The organism is Geoglobus acetivorans (assembly GCF_039641995.1).
Taxonomy (GTDB): domain Archaea; phylum Halobacteriota; class Archaeoglobi; order Archaeoglobales; family Archaeoglobaceae; genus Geoglobus; species Geoglobus acetivorans.
Map to the genome: position 1 here is coordinate 384,982 of NZ_CP087714.1, position 17,125 is coordinate 402,106.

Annotated in this window: 21 protein-coding genes; 15 read left to right on the plus strand and 6 right to left on the minus strand. The window is 48.1% G+C overall.

Going from position 1 to position 17,125, the window contains the following annotated elements:
* The first annotated feature begins 28 nt into the window (after positions 1-28).
* Genes ahaH through LPQ35_RS02245 form a run of 12 tightly spaced genes read left to right on the plus strand, consistent with a single transcriptional unit; the run spans position 29 to position 9,142 of the window.
* Positions 29-358 carry an ATP synthase archaeal subunit H gene (ahaH, locus tag LPQ35_RS02190; protein WP_193806281.1) on the plus strand — a complete coding sequence of 110 codons (330 nt, stop codon included), beginning with the start codon at positions 29-31 and terminating at the stop codon, positions 356-358.
* Positions 351-2,300, plus strand: a complete 1,950-nt coding sequence (locus LPQ35_RS02195) for a V-type ATP synthase subunit I (protein WP_193806279.1) — start codon at positions 351-353, stop codon at positions 2,298-2,300. The genes ahaH and LPQ35_RS02195 overlap by 8 nt, the downstream gene beginning before the upstream one ends.
* Before the next feature lie 17 nt (positions 2,301-2,317).
* Positions 2,318-2,533, plus strand: coding sequence for an ATPase (locus LPQ35_RS02200; protein ID WP_048092713.1), 216 nt, complete (start codon positions 2,318-2,320; stop codon positions 2,531-2,533).
* A 35-nt stretch (positions 2,534-2,568) separates the two neighbouring features.
* Positions 2,569-3,120, plus strand: a complete 552-nt coding sequence (locus LPQ35_RS02205) for a V-type ATP synthase subunit E (RefSeq protein ID WP_193806277.1) — start codon at positions 2,569-2,571, stop codon at positions 3,118-3,120.
* A 6-nt stretch (positions 3,121-3,126) separates the two neighbouring features.
* The gene (locus tag LPQ35_RS02210; RefSeq protein WP_193806275.1) at positions 3,127-4,170 is read left to right on the plus strand and encodes a V-type ATP synthase subunit C; all 1,044 of its coding nucleotides are present in this window, start codon (positions 3,127-3,129) and stop codon (positions 4,168-4,170) included.
* Positions 4,167-4,472, plus strand: a complete 306-nt coding sequence (locus tag LPQ35_RS02215; RefSeq protein ID WP_193806274.1) for a V-type ATP synthase subunit F — start codon at positions 4,167-4,169, stop codon at positions 4,470-4,472. The genes LPQ35_RS02210 and LPQ35_RS02215 overlap by 4 nt, the downstream gene beginning before the upstream one ends.
* Complete coding sequence (locus LPQ35_RS02220; protein WP_193806273.1) at positions 4,463-6,199, plus strand: ATP synthase subunit A; 1,737 nt, start codon at positions 4,463-4,465, stop codon at positions 6,197-6,199. Before LPQ35_RS02215 ends, LPQ35_RS02220 begins: the two co-directional genes overlap by 10 nt.
* A complete protein-coding gene (locus tag LPQ35_RS02225) occupies positions 6,200-7,591 on the plus strand; it encodes an ATP synthase subunit B (protein WP_193806272.1) in 1,392 nt (463 codons plus the stop codon).
* Between the two features lie 28 nt (positions 7,592-7,619).
* Entirely contained in the window at positions 7,620-8,249 is a 630-nt protein-coding gene (locus LPQ35_RS02230; protein WP_193806271.1) for a V-type ATP synthase subunit D, read from the plus strand.
* A complete protein-coding gene (locus LPQ35_RS02235; protein ID WP_193363915.1) occupies positions 8,246-8,407 on the plus strand; it encodes a hypothetical protein in 162 nt (53 codons plus the stop codon). Before LPQ35_RS02230 ends, LPQ35_RS02235 begins: the two co-directional genes overlap by 4 nt.
* A 1-nt stretch (position 8,408) precedes the next feature.
* A complete protein-coding gene (locus tag LPQ35_RS02240) occupies positions 8,409-8,594 on the plus strand; it encodes a hypothetical protein (RefSeq protein WP_193806270.1) in 186 nt (61 codons plus the stop codon).
* Positions 8,594-9,142, plus strand: coding sequence for a DUF99 family protein (locus LPQ35_RS02245; RefSeq protein ID WP_193806269.1), 549 nt, complete (start codon positions 8,594-8,596; stop codon positions 9,140-9,142). The genes LPQ35_RS02240 and LPQ35_RS02245 overlap by 1 nt, the downstream gene beginning before the upstream one ends.
* Positions 9,143-9,149: 7 nt before the next feature.
* On the opposite strand, the gene LPQ35_RS02250 is transcribed toward LPQ35_RS02245, so the two are convergent.
* From LPQ35_RS02250 to rtcA, 4 genes are all read right to left on the minus strand, one after another.
* Positions 9,150-10,724, minus strand: coding sequence for a nickel-dependent hydrogenase large subunit (locus tag LPQ35_RS02250; protein WP_193806267.1), 1,575 nt, complete (start codon positions 10,722-10,724; stop codon positions 9,150-9,152).
* Positions 10,708-11,364, minus strand: coding sequence for a cytochrome b/b6 domain-containing protein (locus tag LPQ35_RS02255; RefSeq protein ID WP_193806266.1), 657 nt, complete (start codon positions 11,362-11,364; stop codon positions 10,708-10,710). The genes LPQ35_RS02250 and LPQ35_RS02255 overlap by 17 nt, the downstream gene beginning before the upstream one ends.
* A complete protein-coding gene (locus LPQ35_RS02260; RefSeq protein ID WP_193806265.1) occupies positions 11,361-12,428 on the minus strand; it encodes a hydrogenase small subunit in 1,068 nt (355 codons plus the stop codon). The genes LPQ35_RS02255 and LPQ35_RS02260 overlap by 4 nt, the downstream gene beginning before the upstream one ends.
* A gap of 134 nt (positions 12,429-12,562) precedes the next feature.
* The gene (rtcA, locus tag LPQ35_RS02265) at positions 12,563-13,558 is read right to left on the minus strand and encodes an RNA 3'-terminal phosphate cyclase (RefSeq protein ID WP_193806264.1); all 996 of its coding nucleotides are present in this window, start codon (positions 13,556-13,558) and stop codon (positions 12,563-12,565) included.
* A gap of 96 nt (positions 13,559-13,654) precedes the next feature.
* Here rtcA and LPQ35_RS02270 point away from each other — a divergent pair, with 96 nt between their 5' ends.
* Complete coding sequence (locus tag LPQ35_RS02270) at positions 13,655-14,572, plus strand: calcium/sodium antiporter (protein ID WP_203218938.1); 918 nt, start codon at positions 13,655-13,657, stop codon at positions 14,570-14,572.
* 30 nt (positions 14,573-14,602) lie between these two features.
* Here LPQ35_RS02270 and LPQ35_RS02275 read toward each other — a convergent pair whose 3' ends face one another.
* Positions 14,603-15,691 (minus strand): hypothetical protein, encoded by a 1,089-nt coding sequence (locus LPQ35_RS02275; protein WP_193806263.1) that lies wholly within the window; start codon positions 15,689-15,691, stop codon positions 14,603-14,605.
* 67 nt (positions 15,692-15,758) lie between these two features.
* Here LPQ35_RS02275 and LPQ35_RS02280 point away from each other — a divergent pair, with 67 nt between their 5' ends.
* Positions 15,759-16,205: a TIGR00725 family protein gene (locus tag LPQ35_RS02280; RefSeq protein ID WP_193806262.1), complete on the plus strand. Its 447-nt coding sequence runs from the start codon at positions 15,759-15,761 to the stop codon at positions 16,203-16,205.
* Entirely contained in the window at positions 16,202-16,600 is a 399-nt protein-coding gene (locus LPQ35_RS02285) for a secondary thiamine-phosphate synthase enzyme YjbQ (protein ID WP_346297669.1), read from the plus strand. Before LPQ35_RS02280 ends, LPQ35_RS02285 begins: the two co-directional genes overlap by 4 nt.
* On the opposite strand, the gene LPQ35_RS02290 is transcribed toward LPQ35_RS02285, so the two are convergent.
* On the minus strand, positions 16,597-17,100 hold the full coding sequence (locus LPQ35_RS02290) for a hypothetical protein (protein ID WP_193806261.1): 504 nt from the start codon (positions 17,098-17,100) through the stop codon (positions 16,597-16,599). The genes LPQ35_RS02285 and LPQ35_RS02290 overlap by 4 nt on opposite strands.
* Positions 17,101-17,125 lie beyond the last annotated feature (25 nt).

The following is a 17,125-nucleotide window of genomic DNA, read 5'->3' on the forward strand; positions in this document are numbered from 1 at the left end:
TGGACTTACTTTTATGGGGTGAAATGTCATGGAAAAAACAGAGATCCTTAAAAAAATAAAAGAGACCGAGCAGAAAATTGAAGAAGAGATCAAGCAGGCCGAAGAGGAAAGAAAGAAGAAAATCCTTTCTGCTAAGGATGAAGCGAGGAAGATTATCGAGGATGCAAATAAGGAGGCTGCAAAGATAAAGGAGGATGTCATCGAGAAGGCGAGGGCAGAGATAGAGGCAGAAAAGGAGAAAATCAGGGAAAAGAGAATGGCAGAGATTAATGAAATCGTGAAGAGGGGTGAATCGCGGGTTGACGATGTTGTTAACTTCCTTTATGACGAATTCAAGAGGATGATCCAAAATGCTTGAGCCTGTGAGGATGGTTAAAGTTTCGGTAGTGGGACCGAAGGAATATCTTGAGGTAACCTCAAATGCTCTTTACAGGCTCAGCAGTATGCATATCGAGGATTACAGTGAAGAGGACGAGTACTTCAGGATAGGGGAACCACTTGAAAAAGCCTCGAGACTTTCAAAGTTCCTTGTGACTGTGAGGTCCCTCCTGTCTCATGCTGGAATTAAGGATGGTTATGAGCCAGAAAGGACCTTCAGTGTAAGTGAACTGGATAGAGAACTCGACAAAAAAGTCGGTGAGCTTGAAGAATTGATAACTTCAAGGATAAACAGGATCAGGGCGATAGAGGAAGGACTCAGAAAGATAGCCGATGAGAGAAGGGTCATTTATCCTCTGAAAGCTCTTGGAGTCCCATCTGAGTTGCTGGCCGGTTACAGAAACCTCTCTGTTTTTGTGGGTTTTGTCAGAGCAAACCCATTCGAAAAGCTAATTGAAGTGACCAAAGAGCTGGAGGTTTTCACGGCAGACTATGCTGGTGAGATGGTTGTTGCGGTTTTCGTCAGAAAGGATCACGCTGATGATGTTCTCAAAGTACTTCAGGAATTCGCCTTCAGGGAAATTCAGGTTCCCGAAATATCTGTGAGTTACGATGAAAGACTGAAACAGCTTGAAGAGGAAGAAAGGTCTCTGAGAAACGAGCTGGAGAAGCTGAATGATGAGCTTAAGAGGTACGAGGGGGAGAATCTTGATCTGCTTCTCGCTCTTGAGGAGCATCTGAGCATAGAGCTTGAGAAATGTGAACTTCCGCTGAAGGCTGCAACCTCCAAGTACGCTTTCGTACTGGTGGGTTATGTGCCTGAAGAGAGATTTGGCGAATTTGAAAGACATCTTAAGGAGGTAAGCGGTGGCAAAGTGGTCGCCCTTAAGATAAGTGATTCAAGGTGGGATCCACCAACAGCGATGAAAAATCCAGGATTTGCGAAACCCTTTGAACTTCTCACGACCTCTTATGCAGTTCCAAAATATGGCGAGGTAGATCCAACACTGATTATGGCAGTGCTGTTCCCGATATTCTTTGGCTTTATGCTCGGAGATATTGGTTATGGTCTCGTCATTCTGGGACTTGGTCTCTGGCTTTCAACGAAGTTCAAAACAGAGGGATGGCAGGCATTGCTTAAGGTCCTTAAATATTCCGCAATCTCCACGATTGTATTCGGGTTTGTATATGGTGAGTTCTTTGGATTTGAACTGTTTGGAGAAGAATCGCTTTTCGCCAAATTCCTAGGCCATGAAAGTGAAATTGCACGCTATTTTGCAGAGCTTCACCCGGTTGCAAACAGACTTCACGATGCACCAAAACTGCTTGTCCTCACCATTGCGATTGGTGTTCTTCACATGGCTCTGGCATACGTAATTGGTATCCGAAACGTTGCTAAGGAGCATGGATGGAAGCACGCAGTTGAAGAGAAGTTCAACTGGTTGATGGCTCTGATCAGCATAGCTCTGATCATCACGGGTTTCATAATCAACAACATCGCGGGAGTACCTGTGTTCCAGATGAACGCAGCATATCTGCTTGCAATGCCATTCATTGCAGGCTGGGCGATTCTCACGATCATTGGCGAGGGTCCGATGTTCCTGATCGAGTATCTCACGCTTCTCAGCAACACAATCAGCTACGCTCGATTGCTGGCTGTAGGTCTTGCCAGTGTTGGCTTTGCAATAGCGTTCAACTACATGGCCTTTGAAATGCTCTGGCCTTCCGGGCCTGTAGGAATTGTTGTGGCAATCGTTGTGTTCCTTATAGGGCATGTCATAAACATTCTCCTCGGCATCCTTGATCCGGGGTTGCAGAGCCTTCGATTGCATTATGTAGAGTTTTTTGTTAAGTTCTTTGAAGGTGGGGGCAAACTTTACAGCCCCTTTGGTAGGAGGAGGAAATATACAAAAGAGGATTAAAAATGGAGGTGTTGTAAATGGCGGTTGAAGGTATGGTGGCTGTTGGAGCTGGTCTGGCTGTTGGTCTGGCTGGAATTGGTGCTGGTCTTGGTGAGCAGGGAATTGGTGCTGCTGCAGTAGGTGCAATGGCCGAAGATCCTGGGTTCTTCGGTAGAGGTCTGCTGATGACCGTTATCCCAGAAACAATTGTCATCTTCGGCCTTGTCGTTGCGTTCCTGCTGATGTTCATGTAACCTCAGCAAACCCATTTTTTTTAGAGGTGCAGACAATGCCACTGGAACCAATAATTGAGGAGATAGTCAGGAAGGGGCAGCAGCAGATTGCGGAAATTAAGAGGTCTGGGAAAGAAGAAGTCGAGAAGATAATTCAGGAAGCAAGAGAGGAAGCTAACGAAATTCTCAAGAAGGCAAGGGAGGAGGCAGAGAAAGAAGTTGAAAGGCTCAGAAGGCAGGAGATTTCAGGAATAAATCTCGAAATGAAGAAGGAAGAGCTCGCAAGGAAAAGAGAAGTGGTGGAGAAGGTTTATCAGACGCTCGTTGACAGGGTCAGGAACTTGGACGATAGTGACCGGGAAGCGCTTCTTAAAGCGCTGCTGGAGAAGTATGGTGATGGCGAGTATGTGGTTTACTCGAACGAGAGAGATGAAGCGATTGTAAAGAAACTCACGAATCTGGAATATGCAGGAAATATTGAGTGTCTTGGCGGAGTTGTGCTTGAAACGAAAGATGGTGAGTACAGAATAAATCTAACGTTTGATAACCTCCTTCAGGAGCTTTACGAGTCAAAGATGAAGGATATATACGAGAAGCTCTTCGGGTGATGGAAAATGATCTCAAAGATAATAAGGAGAACAAAGATTTCTGAGTGGGCATATATTGTTGCCAGAGTTCGAGTGATGAAAAGGAAGCTCATACCGGAGGAAGAATACCCGAAGCTTCTCAATATGGATCTCAACGAAATTGCGAGGTATCTCGAAGAGACTGAGTACAAAAAGGAAATAGATGAATTGGCATATCGGTATTCCGGCGTTGATCTTATTGACCAGGCTCTTTCCCTCAATCTTGCCAGAACTTACAGAAAGTTAATCAGAATCTCCAAGGGCCTGCCAAAGGACCTGATTGTTCTCTATCTCAGGAAAATGGACTACTGGAACATAAAGAACGTTATAAGGGGCAAGATGTTTGGTTTCTCTGATGAAGAAATTGAAGGAACGCTCATACCAGCGGGAGAGTTCGACGAAGAGTTCTTTAAGTCCCTTATTGCCAGAGAAAGCATCGAGGAGATTGTGGAGGTGTTCAGAGGGAAGCCGTTCTATCCAATTCTCGAGAAACTATTGCACGGGGAGAAATTATCTGTTGTTGAGGATGAACTCGACAAGTTCTACTATACTTCTCTTGCAAGGCTCAGTGCTGAGAGCATAGATATGAAATATTTCATAGACTCAATAAGGATGGAAATCGACATCACCAACGTCAGGACAATTCTCAGGCTGAAAAAGGAAGGAGCGACCGTCGAAGAGATTGCGGGAAGGATAATTCCCCATGGCTATCAGCTTTCAGAGGATGAGGCAAGAAGACTTGCGGCGATGGATATTGATGAGCTTGTCAAGTCTCTGGAAGGATACTGGTTCGTGGATGGCGTGAAGGAGATGATCGGAACACAGCCGGTGTCCAAGATCGAAAACATGCTCACGAAAAACTGGGCTGAGAAGATGCTCAGAAAGTCCCATAACTATCCGCTGTCAATACTTCCCGTTCTTGCATACATGATTCTCAAGAAGGTTGAGGTGGACAACCTCAGAATCATAGCGAGGGGCAAGGAGAGCAATATGAGTGTGGATGAGATTAAGGAGCAGCTGGTGATGGTATGAAGAGGCTGGCGGTTATTGGCGATCCGGAGTTCAACCTGGGATTCAGACTCGTAGGCATCAGGGATATTTTTGATGTTCGGACTGAGGAGGAGCTTGTTAAAACTGTTGAAAAGGTACTTGGGAGCGAGGAAATTGGTGTTGCGGTCATAAAGTATGATCTCCTGAAAAAGCTCCCTCTCGCTTTGAGAAGGGCGGTCGATGAGAGTGTCGAACCAACGTTTGTTGCCCTCGGCGAGGAGGGAGGTGTTGAGGAAATTAGAGAAAAGATAAGAAGGGCTATAGGTGTTGACTTATGGAAGTGAAGGAATTAATTGGAAAGGTTTATCGTGTATCAGGGCCCTTGGTGGTTGCGGAAGGGCTGAAGGCAAGAATGTATGACGTTTGCAGGGTCGGAGAAGAGGGGCTGATGGGTGAAGTCGTCGGTCTCGTGGGAGAGAAGGCACTGATTCAGGTTTACGAGGACACGTCTGGCATCAAACCTGGAGACAAAATTGAGAACACGGGCATGCCGCTGAGCGTTGAGCTCGGTCCGGGATTGCTGAAGTCGATCTACGATGGTGTTCAGAGACCTCTGCCAGCACTGAAGGATGCAAGTGGCGATTTCATAGGGAGAGGTATCGATGCTCCGGCACTTGACAAGTCCAAGAAATGGGAGTTCAAGCCGGTCGTCAAGAAGGGTGACAAGGTTAGTGGAGGAGACATTCTTGGAACAGTGCAGGAAACAGAGATGTTTGAGCATAAAGTGCTTGTGCCACCAAATGTTTCGGGAACAATATCTGAGATATATGAAGGCAGCTTTACGGTTGATGATACTATTGCCGTTCTCGATGATGGGACTGAGCTTAAAATGGCTCACAAGTGGCCCGTTAGAGTTCCGAGGCCATACAAGGAAAAGCTTCCACCTGAGATTCCTCTCATAACCGGTCAGAGAATTCTTGACACCATGTTCCCTGTGGCCAAGGGTGGTACGGCGGCAATTCCGGGCCCCTTCGGAAGCGGTAAGACTGTTACACAGCACCAGCTTGCCAAGTGGAGTGACACACACATCGTCGTTTACATTGGATGCGGTGAGAGAGGCAACGAGATGACTGAGGTTCTTGAAGAGTTCCCTGAGCTTGAGGATCCAAGGACAGGTAAACCGCTCATGGAAAGAACAGTGCTCATCGCAAACACATCGAACATGCCTGTTGCCGCAAGAGAAGCAAGTGTTTATACTGGAATCACGATTGCCGAGTATTTCAGAGATATGGGATATGATGTCAGTATCATGGCAGATTCAACGAGCAGATGGGCAGAGGCAATGAGAGAAATCTCTGGAAGACTTGAGGAAATGCCCGGTGAGGAAGGTTATCCAGCCTATCTTGCTTCAAGACTTGCCGAGTTTTACGAGAGGGCTGGAAGAGTCAGAACACTGAATGGTAACATTGGAAGCGTCACAGTCGTTGGAGCTGTTTCACCACCTGGCGGTGACTTCTCAGAGCCTGTAACTCAGAACACTCTGAGAATTGTTAAGGTGTTCTGGGCCCTTGATGCTAAGCTTGCAGCAAGAAGACACTTCCCGGCTATAAACTGGCTCCAGAGCTACAGCCTCTATGCTGACATCCTTGCTGACTGGTTCAATCAGAACATCGCCTCGGACTGGAGCGAGCTGAGAAAATGGGCAATGACTGTGCTGCAGGAGGAGGCAAACCTTCAGGAGATTGTGCAGCTTGTCGGTAGCGATGCTCTGCCGGAGTCTCAGAGACTTCTGCTTGAGGTTGCGAGGCTGATAAGAGAGGTCTATCTCCAGCAGTATGCCTATCATCCGGTTGATACCTACTGTGACCTCAAGAAGCAGTATGACCTGCTCAAGGCGATAAAGGATGTCAACGATCTGTTCTATAAGGCGCTTGAATCTGGAAAGCTCGTTGATGAAATAATTGGCGTCGAGGGTATTGATGAGCTTGCGAGAGCCAAGTTTGAGGAAGATTACCAGGGTGCACTCGATAGCGCACTGAAGAAGATTAAGGCAAATCTGGGGGTGGAGTAAATGAAGGAATACAAGACAATCACTCAGGTATCCGGACCTCTTGTGTTTGTTGAAAAGACAGAGCCGGTAGGTTACGGTGAGCTGGTTACGATAACGCTGCCCGATGGATCAACAAGGAGAGGACAGGTTCTCGACACGTCTAAGGATGTAGTGGTCGTTCAGGTTTTCGAGGGTACAAGAGGTATCGACACCTCATCAACTGTGAGGTTTACCGGAGACATCATCAGGCTTAATGTCAGCTACGACATGCTCGGGAGAATTCTCAGCGGCTCCGGTGATCCAATCGATGGTGGGCCCAAGATCGTTCCTGAGGAGAGAAGGGAGATCATTGGTGCGGCCATCAACCCGTACGCAAGAGAGTATCCAAGAGAGTTCATACAGACCGGTATCTCGGCCATAGATGGAATGAACACCCTTGTCAGAGGACAGAAGTTGCCCATCTTCTCCGGTTCTGGTCTCCCACACAACGACATAGCCCTGCAGGTGGCAAGGCAGGCGAAGGTCAGGGGAGAAGGAGAGGAGTTCGCTGTCGTCTTTGCGGCTATGGGTATCACGTACGAAGAAGCTCACCAGTTCATGAAGGATTTCGAGAGGACCGGAGCACTCGAAAGAGCGGTGGTTTTCCTGAACCTGGCAAACGACCCTGCCATCGAGAGGCTGCTCACACCAAGAATGGCTCTAACTGCTGCTGAATTCCTTGCCTACGAGTATGACCTGCACGTTCTCGTCATCCTTACCGACATGACCAACTACTGTGAGGCTCTGAGAGAAATCTCCGCTGCGAGAGAAGAGGTGCCCGGAAGAAGAGGCTATCCTGGTTACATGTACACCGATCTCGCCACGATTTACGAGAGAGCAGGGAGAATCAGGGGGAGGAAGGGTACGATCACTCAGATGCCCATTCTGACGATGCCTGGAGATGATATCACTCATCCTATTCCGGACCTCACCGGATATATCACTGAGGGACAGATTGTGCTCAGCAGAGAGCTGCACGCCAAGGGCATCTATCCGCCCATTAACGTTCTGCCATCACTCAGCAGGCTGATGAAAGAAGGTATTGGCGAGGGTAAGACGAGAGATGACCATGTGCAGTGGAACGACCAGATGTATGCAGCCTATGCTGAGGGTGTCGATCTCAGAGGTCTTGTTGCAATTGTCGGTGAGGAGGCGCTTTCGGAGAGAGACAGGAGATATCTCAGATTTGCGGATGAGTTTGAAAGGAGATTCGTACAGCAGGGAAGATATGAGGACAGAGACATCGAGACAACCCTTGATATTGGTTGGGACCTCCTCTCGATGCTTCCAGAAAGCGAGCTGACAAAGATCGAAAGGAAGTACATAGAGAAGTATCACCCTGCATACAAGAAGAAGGAAAAAACGGCTGAATAACTTTTTAAATTTTTTGAGGTGGTAAACAATGGACGTCCAGCCAACGAGAATGGAGCTCATCAAGCTCAGAAGAAGAATAGCAATGGCAAAGAAGGGGCATTCTCTCCTGAAAATGAAAAGAGATGGCCTCATAATGGAATTCAGGACGATACTCGAAGATGCGAAGAGGGTTATTGACGAGATGGTTAGGAGCTATCAGGAGGCTCAGGAGAAACTCGCTCTTGCAATGGCGGCAGATGGTGTCATCGCCGTGAAATCAATTGCACTGTCTGTGGACAAACCTCCGTCATTCACCCTCAAGCGAAAGAACATCATGGGTGTTGTTGTTCCAGTTATAAAGAGAGAAAAGGTTCGGAAGAGTGTTGGTGAGCGAAATTACGGTATAATCGGTACAACTGCAAGAATTGATGAGGCTGTTGAAGCATACGAGGAGCTTGTGGATGCAATACTTGAGGTTGCTGAGATTGAAACCACACTGAAAAGGCTTATTGACGAGATTGAGAGGACCAAGAGAAGGGTCAATGCTCTCGAGTTCAACGTCATCCCGAGGATGGAGGAAGCTGCAGGATACATCACGTTCAAGCTTGAGGAAATGGACAGAGAGAATATCATCAGGCTGAAGAAGATCAAGGGAAAGAAAGAGCAGGCTGAGGCATGATTTCTGAGAGGATTTTCAGATGGTTGATGGATGAAGAAAATCTCGTGAGAATTCTCAAGTACTGGTGGGTAATCAGCACCATCAGGGTTGCGGTCGGCATAATCTTATTTTTTATAATCGTTTTTGGAGTGTATGATATTGCCGGTCTGAGGGGGTAGTGTGCCATATTTTGAGGTCTGGGTGGATCTGACGAGAAAAGAAGAAATTTTCAGAAAGCTCAGGGATATATTTCCTGAAGTTTACGAGGCTTTTTATGATTATCACTTTATCGTGAACGCAGATAGTGCTGAAGAAGTGAGCAGGGTAGATGGAGTTAAATACGTGAAAAGCCATTATAACTGCTGATGAAAAGATATCGCTTTGTTGGTTTTGATGACAGTTTCAGGAACGATAGGGCCAGCATTGTTGGTGCGGTAACAGAGGGAAGTTCGTATCTCGAGGGCGTTCTTGTCGACAGCATAGCTGTTGATGGTTTTGACGTTACTGACAGGATCATCTCCATGCTTGGAAGATCAAAATTCAGGGAACTTGTTCACTGCATATTTCTGAGCGGAATAACATTTGGCGGGTTCAACGTAGCAGATATTGAAGTCATACACGAACAGCTTAACATACCCGTTGTCGTTGTGATGAGGAGGCGGCCCAATTTTGATGATATTTACAGCGCACTGAAAAACGTGGATGGCTTTGAAACGAGAAAAAACATGATTGAAAAAGCCGGACCTGTTTTTGATGCAGGAGATGTATTTATCCAGTTTAAGGGATGTGGGCTGGAGGAAGCGAGAGAGTACTTGAGGCTCGCATCCCTGAAGGGAAACATTCCAGAGTGTTTGAGAATAGCACACATGATCGCTTCAGCCATAATCCATGGAGAAAACAGGGGAAGGGCCTGATAAAAAATTAGACGATAAAGTTCCACTTTTTGCCGTCATTCGTGAACACGTGGACCGTGCATGCAAGACAGAGGTCGAAGCTGTGTATCACCCTAATAACGTTCCACTGGTCTCCGTTTTCCATTGGGGTTCCGACAAGTGCTTCCTCAAGTGGTCCGGGATTCCCGGCTGAATCTCTCGGTGAGACGTTCCAGGTCGTTGGAGCTATGACCTGATAGTTCTCGACCTTTCCATCCCTCGCTCTCATCCAGTGTCCCAGCGCTCCTCTCGGGGCCTCTCTGAGGCCTACGCCCTCTCCAGTCAGGTTTTCAGGGAATTCTATGTGCGTTTTCTTGCCCGCATGGTCTTTCAGCTGGAGAAGAAGGCTTTCGAGGTAGTCTATCATTAGGAGCTCCTCCTGAATCCTCGCAATGTTTCTTGCCAGAGCGTTGCTTGCCGTTCGTCCACCTGCAAGGCTCTTTCTGAGGTCGAGCGGGTCTCCGTATTCCCATCCGTCTCTGAAACCCTTGGCCACCATTCTCGCCAGCGGTCCAACCTCTGCCGGTGTGCCTGCGTATCTGGGTGCCTTGGCCCAGGTGTATGCACCGCTCTTTCCGTATTTCGGTACGAGCTTTCTCGTGTCCTCGCTGCCCACGTATTCTCCACCAGCGTCGTCGCTGTAGTATGAGTGCTTCACGTCCTCGCTTATTTTCCTGTAGTCGAATTTTTCCAGCTCGTTTCCATTGAAAAATCCTGACGGGAAAAACAGCTTTCCTTCAGCATCCGTCAGAAATCCGTAGGCCAGCATCGTTGCTGTTCTTTCGCCCATTTCGGCCAGACCCATGTTTGCCATCACCACGATGAGCGACACCAGGTCGTAAAGACCCCTCCCGATCTCCGGGTCTGAGGGTGGTGCAATCTCCTTACCGTCCTGGACCTTTCTGGAGACATCATCTATGATATATCCTGCTACATCTGCAGTGTGTTCGAGTGTGGTCTTTCCGAGTCCGACCCCTATTGCCCATTTCTTGACGTCGAGAACGATGCTGATCAGCCTGCTTATCACCTTCTCGTCTATTTCGAGGGTTACCCCGCCATGAATGGGCGTCATGATGTGCGGCACTTTCCCACCGATGTAGGCCATGGCCTGATGAAGTCTTCTCTGGGCGAAGACGGCCTCCTTCACCCCCTGGCCAACAAGCGGGTTGAACCTTGTAAGGCCGGTTTTGTGTATCTGGTCACAGTAATCGGGGCCAGTGAGAGCGTAAGCCCATACCGGGTGGTCAAAGACGTATTGAAGGCTTGCTATGACATTTCTGAGCAGCAGCGCCGGTTCGGGTATCCCGTGGCCCCACTCGTTTCCCAGCCCGGCTGCGTTTTCAATGGCAAACAGACTTGCGAGTCTGTGGTCGTTGTGGCAGACTCCGCATATCCTCTGCAGGATTATGGGGGCATCTCTTACATCCCTGCCAACCACAATCCTCTCAAAGCCCCTGAACATCGTTGCGAGAGCCTTCGCATCCTTAACAACACCGTTCTCCACATTCAGCTTCACTCCGTGATGACCCTCAAGTCTCGTAACCGGATCAATTACCACTTCCACGCTTAATCACCTCCTCAACCCAGAGTGGATGCTCATCCTCCGCCTTTTCCAGCTCCATCTTGCCGGTGAAGATGACCTTGTTGAAGGGGAAGAACTTCTTCCTGAGGTGGCTGAAGTACATGTGCCAGCTCGCTATGAACACAACAGCCAGAATTGCCTCCTCCCAGTGTGCAACCCTGAATGCCGCAAACCACTCTCCTGAGGGGGAGAAAATCTCCGGATAGCTCAGCACGAGTCCGGTTGAGATCATTATGACCATCCCCCAGAAGGCACCCCAGTACTCGAACTTCTGCACGTAGCTGAACTTGTGGTATTCCGGCACCTCGTCTGAAAGACCAAATGCAAACTTGACATCTGCTACGAAGTCCCGAACGTCCTTCATCCTCGGTATCATTGTAGTCGGCCTTTTTGCAATGGCCCACAGGATGTGGTAGATTCCTGCACCTATCATCACGAAGCTCGCAAGCCTGTGCCACCCTCGAACGTTTTCAACCCCGCCCATGGCGTTTATGAGAGCCATCCCCCAGTCCGTATATCTGTAAAGAAGTGGCAGGCCGGTGATGGCGAGGATTATGAAGCTGGTGAGAAGGAGCAGATGCTGGAGCCTCTGGTGAACATCAAACCTCAGAACGTACCTCATTTCTCCTTCCTCCGTTCCTTCTCAATCTTGCTCTCCCTGATGGCGTGAGTGACGATGTAGGCTCCGGCTCCAACCAGAACCGCTCCGGTCAGCGTCGTGAATACCGTCTTCGTCAGATCAATCTCCAGCCTGCTCTGGGCCTTGAAGAACGGAGAGATCTCGTCCGGGAATCCGGGATGCATGCACCCTATGCAGGGCGCTCCGGCATTCATGCATACGTTTATTCCTCCATTCCACTTGGTCTCACTGCATGCGGAGAGCGTCATCGGCCCCCTGCATCCCAGCTTGAACAGGCACTTGTTGTACCTCATGTCGCTCTCCATGAAGCTCTCGGCAAACCACCCCTCGTCATAGAACCCCCTCCTCGCGCAGTTGTCGTGTATCAGGTTTGAGAAGAACGCTTTGGGCCTCCAGTGGTCGTCAAGCTCGGGAACAATTCCGAGCAGTACGCTCGCAAGCGTCACCATCAGCCAGTCCGGGTGTCCCGGACAGCCGGGTATCAGCACAACCGGCACTGACGGTTTCCTGTCCTTCAGGAACTGGTAAAGCCCAACAGCATTTGTCGGGCTCTTTCCGTCAAAATCCCTCCCGGAGGGTATCCCTCCGTATGTGGCACAGCTTCCAAAACCGACGATGGCAACCTTTGTCCTGGGAATCAGCTCGTCCAGCCACTGGACAAGGGTTACTTCCTCTCCATTCCTCTCTCCGAAGGTGCATGCATACTCCATGTCTCCTGTAGGGATGGAGCCTTCCAGAACGAGGACATCAGGTTCAGTATTCTCCAGAACACTTATCGCTTCGTCACCGAATGATGGCATTATGGTCGGGTGGAAGTTGATTCCCACCTTCAGCTCTTCAACGGCATCGTAAAGGTCTGGATCGGAGGCCTGGAGAAGTGAGACTGTACAGGCAGTATCACTCTGCCCCTGCAACCAGAACAGGTTCACTCCATTGCTTTTTGCTGTTTCAAAAGCATTTACAATCTCTGTTTTGTATCTCAGCAAAAATCCGGTTGCACCCAGGGTTGCAAGAGCTTTGTTAAAATCTCTCCTGCTTAGATGCATTGAGACACCTCCAAATATAACTATTAATCATTTACTTTTTTTCGCATGATTAATTAATATAAACTCATATTTAAGGTTTTCGGCGTTAATTTTTATTTATAAAGGGTGGATCTCGCAGTATGGGTTTGAAGAGTTCAGATCCCCGATATTCTGATTATGTCGTCACGTATTTCTACAGAACCATCGATAAAGCTGTTGATAACATAGGCGTTGCTGAGTATGTGCTTTGTGATCTCGGTTGAGCTGTACTCCGTAACTCCCCTTGCGATAACGCCCGGTATCATGACCTGATCTGCAAGATGTCTGTCAAATGCTCCTTGCGAGCCAATTTCTCTCAGGATTTCGAGTGCAGCTTCACCGCCAACCCTTTCTGCTGGCTTACCCTTCTCTCCGTACGAAACGGAGCCCTTGTACTTGCAGAATAGCGTAATACCCGAGCCGGTGGACACGCCTCTTCTGACCTCTGTTTTTATCTCACTTAATACTCCATGTTCTCTCAAAACCTCTTCGGCACTCTTTGCCTGTCTTTCGGCAACATGTTCGGGGAGATTCGAGCAGTGGCTTATCCCCCTGACCGTGCTGCACTCTGCTCTTCTGAATTTTATTCCTTTCAGTTCCCCACTGAATATTTTCACGATAATTTTGCCCCCACCCTTGGGGTAATATCCTCTTCTTATCAGCTCAATTTCGAATTCTGCTCCCATTTCTTTCAGCACATCTCCAAGCACGAATACGAAATAATCTACACTTGGACTCCACTTGACGTCCGTGCCTCCCGTTATTTCGATTCTGCATTCTCTACCAGCATGGAGCAGAGGGGGCATAATCGTCTGCAGAAGGAGCGTTATGCTCCCCGCCGTGCCTATATCCACTTTCAGGTCTCTTACGCGTATCTTTCCCGGCCTGAATACGACCCTTGTAGATCCCACCCTCAGACCCTCAACCCTTCCGTTACACAGCATCTTTGCTGTTTCGATTCCCTTCAGATGCTGGGCCGCAAGCCCCGGTTTTGGCCTGCTGGCTCTGATATTGTAAATCTCTACATCCTCACCGGTTATACAGGAAAGAGCGATAGAACTCCTTAAAATCTGCCCACCACCCTCGCCATAACTTCCGTCGATCCTGATCATCTTTTATCCCCCATTTTGTCACAATGCTGGAAAATGTATTTTAGGATTCTCTTCTGCTCGGAAAATTATAAAAAGTAGTGCTGTAGGAGAAACATCGTGATTTTCTGGGTTGCCGTGTTCGTTCTCAGCATCGCCACGCTGATAAAATCCTCTGACTACTTCACAGGATCTGCGGAAAAACTGGGCACCCATCTCGGCCTGCCCCACTTTATACTCGGAGTTACAGTCGTTGCAATAGGTACATCTCTCCCGGAACTTGCTTCGTCTGTTGCGGCAATGACGATGGGGTCTCCCGAGATTGTGGCAGGCAATGTTGTGGGCTCGAACATAACCAACATTTTCCTCATCATAGGTCTTTCCGGGATTGTGGGAAAAAAGATCACAATTCAATATGATTTGCTCAGGGTGGATCTGCCTCTCCTCATCGCATCAGCTTTTATGCTGGCAATCCTTGCATATGATGGCAGCTTTTCCATTGCAGATGGTGTGATCTCGATTGCCGGACTTGCAGTCTATCTCGGATATGCAGCTAAGACTGCGAATGACGGTGGAAACAGATCAGAGCGATTTGGCATAAAAGATGCTGTGGTGCTTGCGGGAAGCGCAATCCTGCTGTACCTGAGTGCAGAGTACACGGTAAAATCGGTTGTAGAAATATCGCACGAGCTTGGAATGGGTGCTGAAATCATAGCGGCAACTGCTGTTGCACTCGGGACGTCTCTGCCTGAGCTATCAGTCAGTCTGGTGGCGGCGAGGAGAGGAAAGTCCGAGATAGCCATAGGCAATGTCCTCGGCTCCAACATCTTCAACTCTTTTGGAGTCACAGGGATTTCAGCACTGTTCGGGACCGTGATCTTCCCTGAGATTATACGGTCATTCGCACTGCCCTTGATGGTTGTTGCAACTCTGATGTACTTTTTCATGACGCAGGACAGGCAGATGACGGGGTGGGAGGGCGCAATGCTTCTGATATTCTATGTGTATTATCTGGGAAGAGTCCTCGGGCTGATGTGAGTCTGAAAGCAGAATTGGTGTTTTCAGGGCTTAGCTCGTGGTTCTGATTTTTTTCAGCAGCTCATATGGCAGAAACTCCATGATGTACTCGTATATCTTTGGAGATACCCAGACCACTCGATTCCACCCGCCGTCGCCTTTCAGAAATTCTGGGGACTTCATGTATGCGAAGCTGATCCCCAAAAAACCCTCAACCTGCCGTCCGACGATGATTTTTTCCATACTGTCGAACGTGAGCCCTACGGGTGTCTTTTTTCCGCAGCTTCTGTCAACAATTCCGAAGCCGTTCTCTTCCGGAATGTAAAATACTATCGCTTCGGCATAATTTCCTGTGGATGGGGGCGAATCGAGAACTGAATGCAGTTTCACTCTTGTTATTGTTCCATCACTCATTTCCTCAACAGCTCTGTTCACACCTTCGTACTCTCCTTTGTGTTCGTCGATGGTTCTGCCTCTGTCAACCGGGAAGTAGTAGTGCACGAGCTTAAGCTCTTCTGCTGCTTTTGCCTCGCCGTAGAGAGTTCCGCATGGGGAGGGCCTGTCAGGAGTGATTATGCATACGTGATGGGGAAGGTAAACCTGACACGACACACAGCCGTAAAATCTACTCACGTCACTGTCTTTTAAGTTTCTTGATTTCTCTTCTCTGACTTCATGAATTCCCCGGCTTTTTTCAATGATTTTTATAAACTCGTTTTCATCGCATATTATTCTGACTTTCACCGATCTGACTGCAGGGATTGCTTTTATTGCATCATATATAACCCTGCCAACGCACTCTGCCGAGAATTTTTCTTTGATTTCTTCAGAAACGATTATTCTGACGTTTTCTTTTCTGAATCTGTATTCCACACCCTTCATCCTGTTTATGACTTCTGAAAAAATGCTCTCAATTGCCTGGGCGGAATCCTCAGTTACACCTGAAACCAGAACGTGGATACCCATTATGTCTCTGCAATTTCCAATTACCTCAATTCCGTCACCCTCGCCTATCTCCACAAGCTCAAATCCCTTTAGAATTCTGCCATTCTTCACCCTTTCTCCTGTGTACAATTCACTCATCTCGATGCAATCAGCCTGAACATCTATTTTCTCGGGATCGATGACCCTTTCAAGCATATTTTTATATTGTTTCGAGCCGTTAAATATCTGTCCTGGTTTTTCAACTGCTCTCAGAGGTGGTATCATGCAGATAGGAGTAATAGGAAGCGGAGAGTGTTATGGAGACATCTGTGATGCTGCTTACAGGATAGGACAGCTCCTTGCCGAAAACGGTGCGGTGGTGATAAACGGCGGTCTCGGAGGAGTGATGGAGGCTGTTAGCAGAGGTGCAAAGAGCAGAGGCGGCACGGTTATTGGAATAATCCCATTTAAAGACAAAAAGCCCGCAAACAGATACTGTGATTACGTCATTGCGACCGATATGGGTCATGCGAGGAACATGATCATTGTCCATTCGAGCGATGCTCTCATAGCCGTGGGGGGCGGTTATGGCACCGTTTCCGAGATGGCGATTGCTCTCAAGGAGGGAAAAAGAGTGGTGGCTTACAGGCCTGCTGTAAAGCTTGATGGGCTGATTCTTGCTGAAAGCCCCGAAGAGGCTGTGAGTCTTGCACTGGAGGGATTCAGTTGAAGTTTCTGGAGTTTGAAATGGACAGGGATGAGGTTGTGGACATCACCCGGGAGGTTCAGGAGTTCGTCAGGGAAAGCGGGAAAAAGGATGGAGCAGTCCTTGTATTCAGCGTGGGCTCGACAGGTGCGATAACAACGCTGGAATATGAGCCGGGTTTGAAAAAAGACCTGCCGAGAATGATGGACAAACTCGCACCTTATGGCGAACACTATGAACATCATGGAACGTGGAATGACGACAATGGTTCATCTCACGTCAAATCTGCCGTAATTGGAACGAGTCTGATCGTTCCTTTCAGTGATGGGAGACTTGTGCTCGGAACGTGGCAGCAGATAGTCCTGATAAATTTTGACACCAGAAGGAGAAAAAGAAAGGTGGCCCTGCATATACTTTAGCCTTCAACGAGCTTTATCAGGAATCTGTTTATTTCGTACAGCGGAGAGCCATAAATTCTTTCCAGCTTTGAAACCACCCTACCACAGCCAGAATAGGGACTTATCACACCGGCGCCTTTTAGCTCGGCTATGACGACTCCTCCATCTCTGTTATATTTTTTGCAGATGTCCACAATCTCTGTTCCTGAAATTAAAAACTCCTTCTTTCTTTTGATGAGTTCTTCAACAATCTCTACAAAATCTTCCGGTCGAATTTCTCCGATTCTCCTGAAATACTCTCTTATGGCCTTCTTCCAGTCACAGTTGTTTTTCAAAAGCTCTCTTATGATATACGGGATTTCGAGATCTTGCAGTGATATTTCTCTCATACTCCATGACAGAGAGTCTCTGCGAGCGGAAACGGGAAGGGCAAGTTTTTCGGAATCGAAGAACAGGATCAGTTCATGGTCAAGTTCTCTTTCAGGTATGACTCCACTTTCAGCATATTTTTCGAGAAGCATGAAACCCTTCCGTGCCGTCTCGTCA